The sequence below is a fragment of the Pseudomonas sp. B21-017 genome (assembly GCF_024749245.1).
In the GTDB taxonomy this organism is placed as follows: Bacteria; Pseudomonadota; Gammaproteobacteria; order Pseudomonadales; family Pseudomonadaceae; genus Aquipseudomonas.
Genome location: NZ_CP087194.1, coordinates 5,973,924 through 5,990,414, shown reverse-complemented (window position 1 = coordinate 5,990,414; position 16,491 = coordinate 5,973,924). Strand labels below are relative to the sequence as shown.

Genomic DNA, 16,491 nt, shown 5'->3' with positions numbered 1-16,491 from the left:
GGATGGAGGAAAGCGACATGTCATTGGTCAGACATTGGGAACATGAATACGACAAGGTGAAGGTGCGCCTGCACGGGCTGTTCACACGGCTGGAAATGGCCTGGAAGAAGCTCGTCAGCGAGCTTGAACCGGAGGAGTACCAAGCCATCGTCGCGCTGCTGCAGCGGGGGCACGATCAGGCGCAATACGTGCTCAAGCACGGCGACTTGCCGGACGATCAACCGAGTGTGCCGTGGGAGTTGTCCCACGGTTTGTCGATCCTGCACATCGGAAACGCCAGCCCCTTGCCGCAATCGGTAGATGAGCTGCAGACCCAAGTGCTCAAGGATGGCAGCCTGCTCGGTTGTCGCAAATGGGAGCTGCTGGATCTGTTGTGGAGCGAAGCGTTGCTCAAGTGGATCGAGAACCTGCGGCATCACGCACCGTTCGCTACCAACCCGGCGTTGATGCGCATGGACAGTGACGTGACCCTGGCCATTGCCGGCGACTGGGGCACCGGGCCGTTCGACAGTCATGCCCCGGCAGTGGCGGTGGCCGATCAGATGCAACTGGCCCAGGCCGACTTCACCATTCATCTGGGGGATGTGTATTACGCCGGCACCCGCTCCCAGGAAGACGTCGACATGGTCGGTTGGCCGATGGGCAAGCAGGGCTCATTCACTCTCAACTCCAACCACGAGATGTACAGCGGCGCCCATGGCTACTTCAAGGAACTGGCCAAACGTTTCCCGGCGCAGCAGGGCACCAGTTATTTTGCGTTGTACAACGATGACTGGCTGGTGGTCGGGATCGACTCGGCTTATGCCTCCAGTCCAATCAACCTGTATATGGACGGCGCGCTGAACAAGCAGCAGATCGACTGGATGAAAGACCTGCCCAAACGCAAGAAGATCATGGTGCTCAGTCATCACCAGGGCTTTGACATTACCGGGCGTGACAAGACCGCGTTGTACAAGCCGGTCTGCGATGCCTTGGGGCGCGAGCCGGATTACTGGTATTGGGGGCATTTGCATAACGGCATCTGCTATGCCACTCAAGGTGGCTTGCATGCACGTTGCGCCGGGCACGGGGCGATTCCCTATGGCAATGCCAGCGAGCTGAACGGGCATCCGGGGGTGCTGTGGTCGGAAACGCAAAATGCGCGGGATGAGGCGTACCCGGATCGGGTGTTGAACGGTTATGTGAAGGTGCGGCTGGTGGGGGAGAACATCGAAGAGACGTTTATTGGCGAGGATGGTTCGGTGCGGTGGTCTTCAATTTAGCGAGGAAGGATCGTTCCCACGCCTGGCGTGGGAACGATCAGATTTCGATTAACCCTGAACCGGAACACCTTTGAGGTAAGGCGCAGGCTCGGCCCCCAGGTTGTTCAGCATCCGCTCGCTGTACCAGTCCACGAAGTTCACCACGCCGAATTCATAGGTCTTGGAGTAAGGCCCTGGCTGGTACGCGGTGGAGTTGATCCCGCGCTGGTTCTCTTCGGCCAGGCGACGGTCCTGGTCGTTGGTCGCATCCCAGACCTGGCGCATGCGCTCCACGTCGTAGTCCACGCCTTCGACCGCGTCCTTGTGGACGATCCACTTGGTGGTGACCATGGTTTCCTGGGCGCTGATCGGCCACACGGTGAACACGATGATGTGGTCGCCCATGCAGTGGTTCCAAGAGTGCGGCAGGTGCAGGATGCGCATCGAGCCCAGGTCCGGGTTCTTGATGCGTCCCATCAGTTTGGCGCAGCCCTGTTTGCCGTCCATGGTCATCGATACGGTGCCCTTGAGCAGCGGCATGCGCACGATACGGTTACGCAGGCCGAAACTGGCGTGGGCGTAAGGGATCTTCTCGGCTTCCCAGGCAGCGGCGGAAGCGGCTACGTGGTCCTTGAAGGCCTGGTCGGCACGCGGATCGGTGACGTCGTCCCATTCCAGCAGGGTTTTCAGCAATTCCGGGTGTGAACCGCCGCAGTGGTAGCACTCGCGGTTGTTTTCCAGCACCAGTTTCCAGTTGGCCTTTTCCATCAAGGTGGTTTGCACCGCCACCTTGGTGTTCTCCATGTCGTACGGTTCCATGTAATGGCTGAGCGTCGACAGGAAGTCATCGATGGCCGGCGGGTTTTCTGCCAGGCTGATGAAGATGTAACCGCCGGCGGTCTTCACGTTCACCGGTTTGAGGCCGTATTGCTTCATGTCGAAGTCGGCGCCCATTTCGGTGCCGGCGAACAGCAGGCGACCGTCCAGCTCGTACGTCCACTGGTGGTAGTGGCAGACCAGTTTGGCGACCTTGCCTTTTTCACTGGTGCACAGGCGTGAACCACGGTGGCGGCAGACGTTGTGGAACGCATGGACCACGCCATCGGCGCCACGAATCACGATGATCGGGTTCTTGCCGACTTGCAGGGTCAGGTAGTTGCCCTTGGTCGGGATCTCGCAGGTCATGCCGGCAATCAACCACTCTTTCTGGAAGATTTCCTGCATGTCGATATCAAACAGCCGCTCGTCAGAGTAAAACGGCTGCGGCAGCGAGAAAGTGCGCTCGCGCTCTTGCAGCATCTGCGCAGTGGCCTTGCGTGCGGGTTCCAGTGGATCGCCCAGGCTCAGGGTAGTGGTGACGTCCATCGTTTAATCCTCAAGGCCATTCTGTGTGGCCGGCGAAAGTGGCTAATCAGGTTTGCTACGCAAGGTGTAAAGGTTGTGTCTTGGTATGGGGCGAGTGTGGGGCCGGCGCTCCCCGGAACCTTATCCATGGGCGACATGGCCCAATCTGTTCCCGACGCCCAACCCCCGGTAATTGGGGGCTGGTCGCGATAAGTATGTCAATGTCGCAGATAGGTAAATGGCGGGGCTGCGCTATACGCAGAATCGCCAACATAAAGGCCGGTAGTCGGCCGTGGAGATCAGCATGTCCAACAACTTCCTGAACCCGGTAACCACCCAGACCTGGGCCAATGGTCGACACATTGTCCGTTGCGTCAAAGTCATCCAGGAAACCTGGGATGTGCGCACCTTCTGCTTTATGGCCGACCAGCCGATCATGTTCTTCTTCAAGCCGGGGCAATTCGTCACCCTGGAGCTGGAAATCGAAGGCCAGCAGATCATGCGTTCGTACACCATTTCCAGCTCGCCGTCGGTGCCGTACAGCTTCTCGGTGACGATCAAGCGCGTACCGGGCGGCAAGGTCTCGAACTGGTTGCATGACACCCTGCATGAAGGTTACGAGCTGGCGGTGCACGGCCCGGTCGGGCTGTTCAACGCCATCGACTTTCCGAACCCGAAAGTGTTGTACCTCAGTGGCGGCGTGGGCATCACCCCGGTGATGTCCATGGCGCGCTGGTTCTTCGATACCAACGGCAATGTCGATATGGCCTTCATCCATAGCGCCCGCTCGCCGAAAGACATCATTTATCACCGCGAGCTGGAGCACATGGCGGCGCGGATCGAAAACTTCAGCCTGCACCTGATCTGCGAGAAACACGGTTTCGGTGAGCCGTGGGCCGGATACCGCGGTTATCTCAACCACAAGATGCTCGAACTGATGGTCCCGGACTTCCTTGAGCGGGAAGTGTTCTGCTGCGGTCCGACGCCCTACATGAATGCGGTCAAGCGTTTGCTGGAAAACGCCGGCTTCAATATGAAGCGCTACCACGAAGAGTCCTTCGGCGCCACACCGCCAGAGGCTATCGCCGATGCAGAGGAACACGCTGAACAAGCGGCCGACGCCCCTGCAATCGACGCCGCCGACCTGCACCAGGTGGAATTCACCGCCTCCGGCAAGAGCATCCGCGTGGCTCCGGGCGAAACCGTCCACGCCGCTGCCGCCAAGCTGGGCCTGATGATCCCCAAGGCCTGCGGCATGGGTATCTGCGGTACCTGCAAGGTAATGAAGCTTGCCGGCGAAGTGGCAATGGAACACAACGGCGGGATTACCGAGGAAGACGAAGCCGAGGGGTTCATCCTGTCTTGCTGCAGCGTGCCGAAGGGTGACGTGCGGATCGAGTATTGATCGGTCGGATGATCGCTGAATAACCTCTACAGGAGCAGCCTTCGGCAGCGCCTGTAGAGGGCGCGCTTCAGTCAGTCGACAAACAGGTCTGGCATCAGTTTGTCGGTGGAATCAGGCGCATACCGATACCCTTCAAAATCCGTCACCCCTTGCTCGCGCAAAATCTCCTCATCGATCAGCAACCGACCGGTAATGCTGCGACCGCTGCTGTCGAGAATGACGTGGGCGGCATCCGCCATGATCGCGGGTGTGCGGGCATGTTTGAAAGATTCGCGCGATCCGAGCTGAAACTCGATCGCGGCCGTGGCGATCATGGTCTGCGGCCATAGAGAGTTGACGCTGATACCGTAGGCGGCGAATTCCTCGCTCATGCCCAGGGTGAGCATGCTCATGCCGTACTTGGTGACGGTGTAGGGGCTGTATTGGGCGAACCATTTGGTGGCCAGGTTCAACGGCGGTGACAGGTTGAGGATGTGGCCGCTGGATTTTTTCAGATAGGGCAGGGCGGCCTGGCTGCACAGCAGCACGGCGCGGGTGTTGATCTGGTGCATCAGGTCGAAGCGCTTGAGTTCGATGTGCTGCACGCCGGTCAGCTTGATCGCTCCTGCATTGTTGACCAGCGCGTCGATGCCGCCGAAATGCTCATTGGCGTCAGCCAGGGCCTGGCGCACGATGGTTTCATCGCGCACATCCACCTCCAGGGCCAGCGCCTTGCCACCCGCGGCTTCGACTTCCGCTGCCACGCTGAAGATGGTGCCAGGCAGTTTGGGGTGAGGGGCGGCGCTTTTCGCGGCAATCACGATGTTGGCCCCGTCGCGCGCGGCCCGCAGCGCAATCTCACGACCAATCCCGCGACTGGCGCCGGTGATGAACAGGGTTTTGCCTTGTAGTGACATGCGGACGCTCCCGATTGGCGTGATCCGAGCGGATCGAAACGGCTCGCAGTCAATGTAGACCAACTCGTGCGGGACTGTGGCAAGGGGGGGCAAGCCCCCTCGCCATAAGATCTCTTGCCAATCAAATAGCTGAGGTCGAGCGCAGAACCTGTGGCGAGGGAGCTTGCTCCCGTTGGGTTGCGAAGCAGCCCCAAAGCCTGAGCATGCGGTCTGTCAGGTGGACCGCGTTGGCTGGTTTTACGACTGCTGCGCAGCCGAGCGGGAGCAAGCTCCCTCGCCACAAAGTCGCATTTCAACCAAATAGCTGAGGTGGAACACAGAGCCTGTGGTGAGGGGGAGGGAGTCAGGCTGTCATCACGTGCCGAATATCTGCCGCCAGTTCCCGCACGCGTTCTTCTTCGGTGTCCCACGAGCACATGAACCGTGCGCCGCCGTTGCCGATGAAGGTGTAGAAGCGCCAGCCCTTGGCGGTCAGTGCGGCGATGGCCGGCTCGGAGAGTTGCAGGAACACACCGTTGGCCTGCACCGGGAACATCAGCTCGACGCCAGGAATGTCGCTCACCAGTTCGGCCAGCAACTGCGCGCAGTGGTTGGCGTGGCGGGCGTATTTGAGCCAGGCGTCGTTTTCAAGAATCCCGACCCAGGGGGCCGAGAGGAAGCGCATCTTCGACGCCAGTTGCCCGGCCTGTTTGCAGCGGTAGTCGAAGTCTTCAGCCAGTTTGTGGTTGAAGAACAGAATCGCTTCGCCCACCGCCATGCCGTTTTTCGTACCGCCAAAGCACAGCACGTCGACGCCGGCCTTCCAGGTCAGGTCGGCTGGCGAGCAACCCAGATAAGCGCAGGCGTTGGAGAAACGGGCACCGTCCATGTGCAGGTTCAAGCCCAGTTCTTTACAGGTGACGCTGATGGCGCGGATTTCTTCCGGGGTGTACACGCTGCCGACTTCAGTGGCCTGGGTCAGGGTCACGACGCGCGGTTTCGGGTAGTGGATATCCTGGCGCTTGAGGGCAATTTCGCGGATCGATTCCGGGGTCAGCTTACCGTTTTCGGTGCGGGCGATGAGCAGCTTGGAACCGTTGGAGAAAAATTCCGGAGCGCCGCATTCGTCGGTTTCGACGTGGGCGGTTTCCGAGCAGATCACGCTGTGGTAACTCTGGCACAGCGACGACAGGGCCAACGAGTTGGCCGCGGTGCCGTTGAAGGCGAAGAACACTTCGCAGTCGGTTTCGAACAGTTTGCGGAATTGATCCGCGGCGCGTGCGGTCCACTCATCGTCGCCATAAGCGCGCTGGTGTCCGTGGTTGGCCTGTTCCATGGCAGCCCAGGCTTCAGGGCAAATACCGGAATAGTTGTCGCTGGCGAATTGTTGGCTCTTGTCGGTCATGGCCGGCTTCCGTGATCGAGGCGCTTGTGGCGCTTCGTTGGTCAATGATGATGTGCACTTTACCGAAGATCGTCCGGGGAGCACACGGGATGAGTCTGTCAGAAAAATACAAATGCCTCGGGCAATTATGCACATGACGCAGAGGGACGGTGCACTGGATCTGCTCAAGTGGCTGGCGCTGTTGAGCATGGTGCTCGATCACCTGCGATATGTCGGTTATTCCCTCGATCTGCTGTATGTGCCGGGCAGATTGGCGTTCCCGTGGTTCTGTCTGGCGATGGCGGCGAACCTGGCGCGTGTCCGTACAGTGACGACCGACGGCCAGTGGCGCTACCTCGGTTGGTTGTTGCTGTTCAGTGCCCTGAGCGAAATTCCGTATCGGATGTACATTCCTGATCACGACACCTTGAATGTATTGCCTACGCTGGTCATGGGGTTGCTGGTGGCCCGTGGCTGGCAGCACGGGCCAGTTCAGTCGCGTCTGTTGGCGGTCGTTGCCTTGGTGCTGGCGGCACTGTTCCCGCAGCGATTGATGTTCGGCTTTTTCGGCGTGCTGTTGCCACTGGCGATGTTGCTGGTGATCCAGCGGCCCTGGTATTTCGGCCTGTTGCCGGGGCTGGTGTGCCTGGCGGCCAATCAATGGCAAGTGCTGTACTCCGCTGCCTGGTTCGGCAGCGGTGCGGCGATTTTGGGTATTGTCGTTTGTCTGATTGCGCCATTCTCGGGCCTGCTGCTATTGCGACATGCCCAAGGCATCCAGCCACCGCCGATGCGCCGCTGGGCCTACGCCCTTTATCCCGGACATTTCCTCGTACTTTTGGCCTTGCGCCAACTCATCGCCTGACGCCCGTCCCCTGTGGCGAGGGGGCTTGCCCCCGTTGGGCTGCGCAGCAGACCCAAACCCGGCGCATGTGGTTCGTCAGTTAGATCGAATTTGTCGGTTTCACGACTGCTTCGCAGTCGAGCGGGAGCAAGCTCCCTCGCCACAGGGGTGTTCGCCCGTTCACCCATTTCGGCCCATGTCGTAAACGCACCTTTGCGTGGCGTCCATAGGCATTTGACCTGTCTGCGCCGGTCATACCATCGCTATCAAAGGGCACTGCCGAAATGCCAGTGCCTCACCGAGACGAAAGGCGCACCGCCGCCGCTGGGAGAGACGCGATGTTCAGCAAGCAAGACCAGATTCAGGGTTACGACGATGCACTGCTGGCGGCGATGAATGCCGAGGAGCAACGCCAGGAAGATCACATCGAGCTGATCGCGTCAGAGAACTACACCAGCAAGCGCGTGATGGAAGCGCAAGGCAGTGGTCTGACCAACAAATACGCCGAAGGCTATCCGGGCAAGCGCTACTACGGTGGTTGCGAGCACGTCGACAAGGTTGAAGCCCTGGCCATCGAACGCGCCAAGCAGTTGTTCGGTGCCGATTACGCCAACGTGCAGCCGCACTCCGGTTCTTCGGCCAACAGCGCCGTTTACCTGGCCCTGCTGCAAGCCGGCGACACCATTCTGGGCATGAGCCTGGCCCACGGCGGTCACCTGACCCACGGTGCCAAAGTGTCGTCGTCGGGCAAGCTGTACAACGCTGTGCAGTACGGCATCGACACCAAAACCGGCCTGATCGACTACGACGAAGTCGAGCGTCTGGCCGTCGAATGCAAGCCGAAGATGATCGTCGCCGGTTTCTCGGCCTACTCCAAGACCCTCGATTTCCCGCGTTTCCGCCAGATCGCTGACAAGGTCGGTGCCCTGCTGTTCGTCGACATGGCTCACGTTGCCGGTCTGGTCGCCGCTGGCCTGTACCCGAACCCGCTGCCATACGCTGACGTGGTGACCACCACCACCCACAAGACCCTGCGCGGTCCACGTGGTGGCCTGATCCTGGCCAAGGCTAACGAAGAAATCGAGAAGAAGCTCAACGCCGCGGTATTCCCTGGTGCCCAGGGCGGCCCGCTGATGCACGTCATCGCCGGTAAAGCAGTGTGCTTCAAGGAAGCACTGGAGCCTGGCTTCAAGGCCTACCAGCAACAAGTGATCGACAACGCCAAGGCAATGGCCGGCGTATTTATCAAACGCGGCTACGATGTAGTGTCCGGCGGTACCGACAACCACCTGTTCCTGGTCAGCCTGATCCGTCAGGGCCTCACCGGTAAAGAGGCGGACGCAGCACTCGGTCGCGCCCACATCACCGTGAACAAGAACGCTGTCCCGAACGATCCACAGTCGCCGTTCGTGACCTCCGGCCTGCGTATCGGCACCCCGGCGGTGACCACTCGCGGCTTCAAGGTTACCCAGTGTGTTGAACTGGCTGGCTGGATCTGCGACATCCTCGACAACCTCGGCGACGCCGATGTCGAGGCCAATGTCGCGCAGCATGTGGCAGCCCTGTGCGCGGACTTCCCGGTTTATCGCTGAGCGCGGTTTTGGAGTAAATGACTATGCAACGCTATTCGGGCTTCGGCCTCTTCAAACACTCCCTCAGCCACCATGAAAACTGGCAGCGCATGTGGCGTACGCCGACCCCGAAAAAGGTCTACGACGTGGTCATCGTCGGCGGTGGCGGGCATGGTCTGGCGACCGCCTACTACCTGGCCAAGGAACACGGCATCACCAACGTGGCCGTGGTCGAGAAGGGCTGGCTGGGCGGCGGTAACACCGCGCGCAACACCACCATCGTGCGCTCCAACTACCTGTGGGACGAGTCGGCACACCTGTACGAACACGCGATGAAATTGTGGGAAGGCCTGTCCCAGGACCTGAACTACAACGTGATGTTCTCCCAGCGTGGCGTCTACAACCTGTGCCACACCCTGCAGGACATTCGTGATTCCGAGCGTCGGGTCAGCGCCAACCGCCTCAACGGCGTGGACGGCGAACTGCTCGATGCCAAGCAAGTGGCAGACGAGATCCCGTACCTCGACTGCTCCAAGAACACCCGCTATCCGGTGATGGGCGCTACCGTCCAGCGTCGCGGCGGCGTGGCCCGTCACGATGCCGTGGCGTGGGGCTTTGCCCGTGCCGCCGACGCCTTGGGCGTGGACCTGATCCAGCAGACCGAAGTGATCGGTTTCCGTAAGGAAAACGGTGTGTGCATCGGTGTTGAAACCAACAAGGGCTTCATCGGCGCCAAGCGCGTCGGCGTGGTGACTGCCGGTAACTCCGGGCACATGGCCAAACTCGCCGGTTTCCGCCTGCCGATCGAATCGCACCCGCTGCAAGCGCTGGTGTCCGAGCCGATCAAGCCGATTATCGACAGCGTGATCATGTCCAACGCCGTACACGGTTATATCAGCCAGTCCGACAAGGGCGACCTGGTGATCGGCGCCGGTATCGACGGCTACAACGGCTACGGCCAGCGTGGTTCGTACCCGGTGATCGAGCACACCATCCAGGCCATCGTCGAGATGTTCCCGGTGCTGTCGCGCGTACGCATGAACCGTCAGTGGGGCGGCATCGTCGACACCACGCCGGATGCGTGCCCGATCATTTCGAAGACTCCGGTACCGAACATGTTCTTCAACTGCGGTTGGGGCACCGGTGGCTTCAAGGCTACACCTGGCTCGGGCAACGTGTTTGCCGCCAGCCTGGCCAAGGGTGAAATGCACCCATTGGCTGCACCTTTCTCCATCGACCGCTTCCACAGCGGTGCGTTGATCGACGAACACGGCGCTGCAGCAGTCGCCCACTAACAGGAGAAATCCCTATGTTGCATATCTTCTGTCCTCACTGTGGCGAACTGCGCTCCGAAGAGGAATTCCATGCATCCGGCCAGGCGCACATCCCGCGTCCACTGGATCCGAACAGCTGCACCGACGAGGAGTGGGGCGACTACATGTTCTTCCGCGATAACCCTCGCGGTCTGCACCACGAACTGTGGGATCACGTCGCCGGTTGCCGTCAGTATTTCAACGTGACCCGTGACACCGTGACCTACGAGATTCTCGAAACCTACAAGATCGGCACCAAGCCGCAGTTCACCGACAAGACCGACAGCCCGAAAGCGGCCGCCACGGCTCTGGGAGAGAAGGTATGAGCCAGATCAATCGCCTGTCCAACGGCGGACGCATCGACCGCAACAAAGTGCTGAGCTTCACCTTCAACGGCCAGGTCTACAAAGGCTTTGAGGGCGACTCGCTGGCCGCAGCCTTGCTGGCCAACGGTGTCGATATCGTCGGCCGCAGCTTCAAGTACTCGCGCCCACGCGGCATCTTCGCCGCCGGTGCCGAAGAGCCGAACGCCGTGCTGCAGATCGGTGCGACCGAAGCCACGCAGATCCCGAACGTACGCGCCACGCAACAAGCGTTGTATCAAGGTCTGGTCGCCACCAGCACCAACGGCTGGCCAAGCGTGAACAACGACATGATGGGGATTCTCGGCAAGGTCGGCGGCAAGCTGATGCCACCGGGCTTCTACTACAAAACCTTCATGTACCCGCAATCGTTCTGGATGACTTACGAGAAGTACATTCGTAAGGCAGCCGGTCTTGGCCGTTCGCCGACCGAGAACGATCCGGACACCTACGACTACATGAACCAGCACTGCGACGTGCTGATCGTCGGCGCTGGCCCTGCGGGTCTGGCGGCTGCACTGGCGGCTGCTCGCAGCGGCGCCCGTGTGATCCTGGCCGATGAGCAGGAAGAGTTCGGCGGCAGCCTGCTCGACTCCCGCGAAAGCCTCGATGGCAAACCAGCTACCGAGTGGGTTGCCAGCGTCATCGCCGAGCTGAAAAACACCCCTGACGTGCTGCTGTTGCCGCGCGCCACGGTCAACGGTTACCACGACCATAACTTCCTGACCATTCACGAGCGCCTCACCGATCACCTCGGCGACCGCGCTCCGATCGGCCAGGTGCGTCAGCGCATCCACCGGGTTCGCGCCAAGCGCGTGGTGCTGGCGACCGGCGCTCACGAGCGTCCACTGGTTTACGGCAACAACGACGTGCCGGGCAACATGCTCGCCGGCGCTGTGTCGACCTACGTGCGTCGCTACGGTGTGGCACCGGGCAAGAAACTGGTGCTGTCGACTAACAACGACCACGCCTACCGCGTTGCCCTGGACTGGCTCGACGCCAGCCTGCAAGTGGTGGCCATCGCCGACGCCCGCAGCAACCCTCGCGGTGCGCTGGTGGAAGAAGCGCGCGCCAAAGGCATTCGCATCCTGACCGGCAGCGCCGTGATCGAGGCCCGTGGCAGCAAGCACGTGACCGCCGCTCGCGTTGCAGCGATTGATGTAAAAGCACACACCGTGACCAGCCCGGGCGAATGGCTCGATTGCGACCTGGTCGCCAGCTCCGGCGGTTACAGCCCAGTGGTTCACCTGGCTTCGCACCTGGGTGGCAAGCCGATCTGGCGTGAAGACATCCTCGGTTTCGTACCGGGCGAAGCACCGCAGAAACGCGTGTGCGTCGGTGGCATCAACGGCGTCTACAGCCTCGGCGATTCGTTGGCCGATGGTTTTGAAGGCGGTGCTCGCGCTGCCAGCGAAGCTGGATTCGGCAAGGTCGAAGGCGTACTGCCCAAAGCCCTGAGCCGACTCGAAGAGCCGACGCTGGCGCTATTCCAGGTGCCTCACGAAAAAGCCACTGCCCGTGCGCCGAAGCAATTCGTCGACCTGCAGAACGACGTCACCGCAGCCGCCATCGAACTGGCGACCCGCGAAGGCTTCGAGTCGGTCGAGCACGTCAAGCGCTACACCGCACTGGGCTTCGGCACCGATCAGGGCAAGCTCGGCAACGTCAACGGCCTGGCCATCGCTGCCCGTTCGCTGAACGTGACCATCCCGCAGATGGGCACCACCATGTTCCGCCCGAACTACACGCCGGTGACTTTCGGCGCCGTGGCCGGTCGTCACTGTGGGCACATCTTCGAGCCGGTTCGCTTCACCGCGCTGCATCACTGGCACGTGAAGAATGGCGCCGAGTTCGAAGACGTCGGTCAGTGGAAACGTCCTTGGTACTTCCCGAAAAACGGTGAAGACCTGCATGCCGCGGTCAAACGCGAATGCAAAGCCGTGCGCGACAGCGTCGGCCTGCTGGACGCTTCGACCTTGGGCAAGATCGACATCCAGGGCCCGGACTCCCGCGAGTTCCTCAACCGTATCTACACCAACGCCTGGACCAAGCTCGACGTGGGCAAGGCGCGCTACGGCCTGATGTGTAAAGAAGACGGCATGGTGTTCGACGACGGCGTGACTGCATGCCTGGCCGACAACCATTTCGTGATGACCACCACCACCGGCGGCGCTGCGCGCGTGCTGCAATGGCTGGAAATCTACCACCAGACCGAATGGCCAGACCTGAAGGTGTACTTCACTTCCGTGACGGATCACTGGGCAACCATGACCCTGTCCGGGCCGAACAGCCGCAAGCTGCTCAGCGAAGTCACCGACGCCGACCTGAGCAACGAAGCCTTCCCGTTCATGACCTGGAAAGAAGCCCTGGTCGGTGGCGTGCCGGCGCGGATTTTCCGGATTTCGTTTACCGGTGAGCTGTCGTACGAAGTCAACGTGCAGGCCGACTATGCGATGGGCGTGCTGGAAAAAATTGTTGATGCTGGCAAGAAGTACAACCTGACGCCATATGGCACTGAAACCATGCACGTACTGCGGGCCGAGAAGGGCTTCATCATCGTCGGTCAGGATACTGACAGCTCGATGACCCCGGACGACCTGAACATGGGCTGGTGTGTCGGTCGCACCAAACCGTTCTCGTGGATCGGCTGGCGTGGCATGAACCGCGAAGACTGTGTGCGTGATCAGCGCAAACAGCTGGTTGGCCTGAAGCCGATCGATCCGACCAAATGGCTGCCGGAAGGTGCGCAACTGGTGTTCAACACCAAGCAAGCGATTCCGATGACCATGGTGGGTCACGTGACTTCCAGTTACTTGCACAACTCCCTGGGCTATTCGTTTGCCATGGGCGTGGTCAAGGGCGGCTTGAAGCGCATGGGTGAGCGGGTGTTCGCACCGCTGGCCGACGGCAGCGTGATCGAGGCGGAAATCGTTTCTTCGGTGTTCTTCGATCCGAAAGGCGATCGCCAGAACGTGTAATCGATCACCCCCGCGCCAGGCGCGGGGGGCGACAAAGAATTCAGGACAGGTGCTTTATGACCGCAGCCAATGTTTACCAACAACGCCCAACCACTGGGGCCAAGGCCGAGTCGTCGCTGCATCACGCCGACCTCGCCAGCCTGGTGGGCAAGGGTCGCAAGAACGCCGGCGTGATCGTGCGTGAGAAAAAACTCCTCGGTCACCTGACCATCCGTGGCGATGGCCACGACGCCGCGTTCGCCGCTGGTGTGCACAAGGCTCTTGGCATCGAGTTGCCAGGTGCGCTGACCGTGATCATCAAAGGCGAAACCAGCCTGCAATGGATGGGGCCGGATGAATGGCTGCTGGTCGTGCCGACCGGTGAAGAATTCGCCGCCGAGAAAAAGCTCCGTGAAGCGCTGGGCGACCTGCACATCCAGATCGTCAACGTCAGCGGTGGCCAGCAGATCCTCGAACTCAGCGGCCCGAACGTGCGTCAGGTGCTGATGAAGTCCACCAGCTACGACGTGCACCCCAACAACTTCCCGGTGGGCAAGGCTGTGGGCACGGTGTTCGCCAAGTCGCAACTGATGATCCGCCATACCGCCGAAGACACCTGGGAACTGCTGATTCGCCGCAGCTTCTCGGATTACTGGTGGTTGTGGTTGCAGGATGCGTCGGCTGAGTACGGGCTTAGCGTCCAGGCGTAATTGTGGCGAGGGAGCTTGCTCCCGCTCGGCTGCGCAGCAGTCGTAAAACCTGAATCCGCGTTCCTTCTGCAGGAATGCGGTTGCTGACATAGGGGTCGCTTCGCAACCCAGCGGGAGCAAGCTCCCTCGCCACAGAGTTCTCTCTGATCACAGATGTAGCAGCAGGAGTCACCGCACTATGAGCCGCGCCCCAGACACATGGATTCTGACCGCCGACTGCCCAAGCGTCCTCGGCACCGTGGATGCGGTGACCCGCTTTCTGTTCGAGCAGGGCTGCTACGTCACCGAGCACCACTCCTTTGATGACCGGCTCTCAGGCCGTTTCTTCATCCGAGTGGAGTTTCGGCAACCCGACGCTTTCGACGAACAAGCCTTCCGCGCAGGCCTGGCGGAGCGTGGTGCCGCCTTCGGGATGGTCTTCGAGCTGACCCCGCCGAACTACCGGCCGAAAGTGGTGATCATGGTCTCCAAGGCCGATCACTGCCTCAACGACTTGCTCTACCGCCAGCGCATCGGCCAGTTGTCGATGGACGTGGTCGCGGTGGTCTCCAACCACCCGGACCTCAAGCCGTTGGCCGACTGGCACCAGATTCCGTACTACCACTTTCCGCTGGACCCCAACGACAAACCATCGCAAGAGCGCCAGGTCTGGCAGGTGATCGAAGAGGCCGGCGCCGAGCTGGTGATCCTTGCCCGCTACATGCAGGTTCTGTCGCCAGAGCTGTGCCGCAAACTCGACGGCAAGGCAATCAACATTCACCACTCCCTGCTGCCGGGCTTCAAGGGCGCCAAGCCGTATCACCAGGCCTACAACAAAGGCGTGAAACTGGTCGGCGCCACGGCGCATTACATCAACAACGATCTGGATGAAGGTCCGATCATCGCCCAGGGCGTGGAAGCCGTGGATCACAGCCACTATCCCGAAGACTTGATCGCCAAGGGGCGGGATATCGAAGGGCTGACGTTGGCGCGGGCCGTGGGTTATCACATTGAAAGACGCGTGTTCCTTAACGCTAACAGGACAGTTGTTCTCTAGCGTTTTTACTGCCTGAAAAGATCGCCTGCCTCTGTAGACGCTGCCGAAGGCTCGGGCCGCGTTCGGACGATCTTTTGATTTATCGAGCAATCAACGCGCCGCCGTTTCCTGGCGACGCGACCGCTACATAAAAACAACAGCGAGGTGAAAGCATGTCTGGTAATCGTGGTGTGGTGTATCTCGGCGCAGGCAAGGTCGAAGTACAGAAAATCGACTATCCCAAAATGCAGGACCCGCGCGGCAGGAAGATCGAGCACGGTGTCATCCTGCGCGTAGTTTCCACCAATATCTGTGGTTCCGATCAGCACATGGTGCGCGGGCGTACCACCGCTCAGACCGGTCTGGTGCTGGGCCACGAGATCACGGGTGAAGTGATCGAGAAGGGCAGCGGTGTCGAGAACCTGCAGATCGGCGACTTGGTGTCGGTACCTTTCAACGTTGCCTGTGGCCGTTGCCGTTCGTGCAAAGAGCAACATACTGGCGTCTGCCTGAGCGTTAACCCGGCGCGTCCGGGCGGTGCCTATGGTTATGTCGACATGGGTGACTGGACCGGTGGCCAGGCCGAATACGCGTTTGTACCGTATGCCGACTTCAACCTGCTGAAACTTCCAGATCGCGACCGGGCCATGGAAAAAATCCGTGACCTGACCTGTCTCTCCGACATCCTGCCCACCGGTTACCACGGCGCAGTGACTGCCGGCGTCGGCCCTGGCAGCACCGTGTACATTGCCGGCGCCGGCCCGGTTGGCCTGGCAGCTGCCGCTTCCGCTCGCCTGTTGGGTGCTGCGGTGGTGATCATCGGTGACGTCAACCCGATCCGCCTGGCCCATGCCAAGGCTCAGGGTTTCGAAATCGCCGACCTGTCGACAGACACCCCACTGCACGAACAAATCGCTGCACTGTTGGGCGAACCAGAAGTGGACTGCGCCGTCGATGCCGTAGGCTTCGAAGCTCGCGGTCACGGCCATGCCGGCGTGAAGCACGAGGCTCCCGCCACCGTACTCAACTCGCTGATGGGCGTGGTTCGCGTCGCTGGCAAAATCGGTATTCCTGGCCTGTACGTCACTGAAGATCCGGGTGCAGTGGACGCTGCCGCGAAAATGGGCAGCCTGAGCATTCGCTTCGGCCTGGGCTGGGCCAAATCCCACAGCTTCCACACCGGCCAGACGCCAGTGATGAAGTACAACCGCCAGCTGATGCAGGCGATCATGTGGGACCGCATCAAGATTGCCGAAATCGTGGGTGTGGAAGTCATCAGCCTGGATGACGCGCCACGGGGTTACGGCGAGTTCGACGCGGGCGTGCCGAAGAAGTTTGTGATCGATCCGCACAAGTTGTTTAGTGCGGCGTAAGGCCTGGAGCAAGACGGAAAAAAGGGCGACAGTGATGTCGCCCTTTTTTATGGCGAGTGGCACGTAATTGCTCAGAGAAAATGAGCGATCACCAATG

At 60.6% G+C, this 16,491-nt stretch carries 13 protein-coding genes; 10 read left to right on the top strand and 3 right to left on the bottom strand.

Going from position 1 to position 16,491, the window contains the following annotated elements:
- Positions 1 to 17 precede the first annotated feature (17 nt).
- A complete protein-coding gene (locus tag LOY28_RS27295; RefSeq protein ID WP_018928790.1) occupies positions 18 to 1,262 on the top strand; it encodes a metallophosphoesterase in 1,245 nt (414 codons plus the stop codon).
- A 48-nt stretch (positions 1,263 to 1,310) separates the two neighbouring features.
- On the opposite strand, the gene gbcA is transcribed toward LOY28_RS27295, so the two are convergent.
- Positions 1,311 to 2,606: a glycine-betaine demethylase subunit GbcA gene (gene gbcA / locus LOY28_RS27290; RefSeq protein ID WP_018928791.1), complete on the bottom strand. Its 1,296-nt coding sequence runs from the start codon at positions 2,604 to 2,606 to the stop codon at positions 1,311 to 1,313.
- Positions 2,607 to 2,889: 283 nt separating this feature from the next.
- Here gbcA and gbcB point away from each other — a divergent pair, with 283 nt between their 5' ends.
- Complete coding sequence (gene gbcB / locus LOY28_RS27285) at positions 2,890 to 3,990, top strand: glycine-betaine demethylase subunit GbcB (RefSeq protein ID WP_018928792.1); 1,101 nt, start codon at positions 2,890 to 2,892, stop codon at positions 3,988 to 3,990.
- 71 nt (positions 3,991 to 4,061) lie between these two features.
- On the opposite strand, the gene LOY28_RS27280 is transcribed toward gbcB, so the two are convergent.
- Together LOY28_RS27280 and LOY28_RS27275 are read right to left on the bottom strand one after the other, a co-directional pair.
- Positions 4,062 to 4,886 carry an NAD(P)-dependent oxidoreductase gene (locus tag LOY28_RS27280; protein WP_064620837.1) on the bottom strand — a complete coding sequence of 275 codons (825 nt, stop codon included), beginning with the start codon at positions 4,884 to 4,886 and terminating at the stop codon, positions 4,062 to 4,064.
- Positions 4,887 to 5,229: 343 nt separating this feature from the next.
- The gene (locus tag LOY28_RS27275; RefSeq protein ID WP_018928794.1) at positions 5,230 to 6,270 is read right to left on the bottom strand and encodes a low specificity L-threonine aldolase; all 1,041 of its coding nucleotides are present in this window, start codon (positions 6,268 to 6,270) and stop codon (positions 5,230 to 5,232) included.
- Positions 6,271 to 6,397: 127 nt separating this feature from the next.
- Here LOY28_RS27275 and LOY28_RS27270 point away from each other — a divergent pair, with 127 nt between their 5' ends.
- The 8 genes from LOY28_RS27270 (at position 6,398) to fdhA (ending at position 16,394) form a co-directional block, all read left to right on the top strand.
- Complete coding sequence (locus LOY28_RS27270) at positions 6,398 to 7,114, top strand: TraX family protein (protein ID WP_064620833.1); 717 nt, start codon at positions 6,398 to 6,400, stop codon at positions 7,112 to 7,114.
- A gap of 317 nt (positions 7,115 to 7,431) precedes the next feature.
- On the top strand, positions 7,432 to 8,685 hold the full coding sequence (glyA, locus tag LOY28_RS27265) for a serine hydroxymethyltransferase (RefSeq protein WP_018928796.1): 1,254 nt from the start codon (positions 7,432 to 7,434) through the stop codon (positions 8,683 to 8,685).
- 23 nt (positions 8,686 to 8,708) lie between these two features.
- A complete protein-coding gene (locus tag LOY28_RS27260; protein WP_007936415.1) occupies positions 8,709 to 9,959 on the top strand; it encodes a sarcosine oxidase subunit beta in 1,251 nt (416 codons plus the stop codon).
- A gap of 14 nt (positions 9,960 to 9,973) precedes the next feature.
- Positions 9,974 to 10,303 (top strand): sarcosine oxidase subunit delta, encoded by a 330-nt coding sequence (locus LOY28_RS27255; protein ID WP_007907563.1) that lies wholly within the window; start codon positions 9,974 to 9,976, stop codon positions 10,301 to 10,303.
- Positions 10,300 to 13,317: a sarcosine oxidase subunit alpha gene (locus tag LOY28_RS27250; RefSeq protein ID WP_018928797.1), complete on the top strand. Its 3,018-nt coding sequence runs from the start codon at positions 10,300 to 10,302 to the stop codon at positions 13,315 to 13,317. Before LOY28_RS27255 ends, LOY28_RS27250 begins: the two co-directional genes overlap by 4 nt.
- Before the next feature lie 56 nt (positions 13,318 to 13,373).
- Positions 13,374 to 14,006, top strand: a complete 633-nt coding sequence (locus LOY28_RS27245; RefSeq protein ID WP_018928798.1) for a sarcosine oxidase subunit gamma — start codon at positions 13,374 to 13,376, stop codon at positions 14,004 to 14,006.
- Positions 14,007 to 14,184: 178 nt separating this feature from the next.
- Complete coding sequence (gene purU / locus LOY28_RS27240) at positions 14,185 to 15,042, top strand: formyltetrahydrofolate deformylase (RefSeq protein ID WP_018928799.1); 858 nt, start codon at positions 14,185 to 14,187, stop codon at positions 15,040 to 15,042.
- Between the two features lie 152 nt (positions 15,043 to 15,194).
- Positions 15,195 to 16,394 carry a formaldehyde dehydrogenase, glutathione-independent gene (gene fdhA / locus LOY28_RS27235; protein WP_018928800.1) on the top strand — a complete coding sequence of 400 codons (1,200 nt, stop codon included), beginning with the start codon at positions 15,195 to 15,197 and terminating at the stop codon, positions 16,392 to 16,394.
- Positions 16,395 to 16,491 lie beyond the last annotated feature (97 nt).

Bases quoted from the DNA above. Each gene is read 5' to 3' on its own strand.
- glyA (WP_018928796.1), top strand. From the start codon at position 7,432: ATGTTCAGCAAGCAAGACCAGATTCAGGGTTACGACGATGCACTGCTG.
- LOY28_RS27275 (WP_018928794.1), bottom strand. From the start codon at position 6,270: ATGACCGACAAGAGCCAACAATTCGCCAGCGACAACTATTCCGGTATT.
- gbcB (WP_018928792.1), top strand. From the start codon at position 2,890: ATGTCCAACAACTTCCTGAACCCGGTAACCACCCAGACCTGGGCCAAT.
- purU (WP_018928799.1), top strand. From the start codon at position 14,185: ATGAGCCGCGCCCCAGACACATGGATTCTGACCGCCGACTGCCCAAGC.
- gbcA (WP_018928791.1), bottom strand. From the start codon at position 2,606: ATGGACGTCACCACTACCCTGAGCCTGGGCGATCCACTGGAACCCGCA.
- LOY28_RS27255 (WP_007907563.1), top strand. From the start codon at position 9,974: ATGTTGCATATCTTCTGTCCTCACTGTGGCGAACTGCGCTCCGAAGAG.
- LOY28_RS27280 (WP_064620837.1), bottom strand. From the start codon at position 4,886: ATGTCACTACAAGGCAAAACCCTGTTCATCACCGGCGCCAGTCGCGGG.
- LOY28_RS27295 (WP_018928790.1), top strand. From the start codon at position 18: ATGTCATTGGTCAGACATTGGGAACATGAATACGACAAGGTGAAGGTG.
- LOY28_RS27245 (WP_018928798.1), top strand. From the start codon at position 13,374: ATGACCGCAGCCAATGTTTACCAACAACGCCCAACCACTGGGGCCAAG.
- fdhA (WP_018928800.1), top strand. From the start codon at position 15,195: ATGTCTGGTAATCGTGGTGTGGTGTATCTCGGCGCAGGCAAGGTCGAA.
- LOY28_RS27260 (WP_007936415.1), top strand. From the start codon at position 8,709: ATGCAACGCTATTCGGGCTTCGGCCTCTTCAAACACTCCCTCAGCCAC.
- LOY28_RS27250 (WP_018928797.1), top strand. From the start codon at position 10,300: ATGAGCCAGATCAATCGCCTGTCCAACGGCGGACGCATCGACCGCAAC.
- LOY28_RS27270 (WP_064620833.1), top strand. From the start codon at position 6,398: ATGCACATGACGCAGAGGGACGGTGCACTGGATCTGCTCAAGTGGCTG.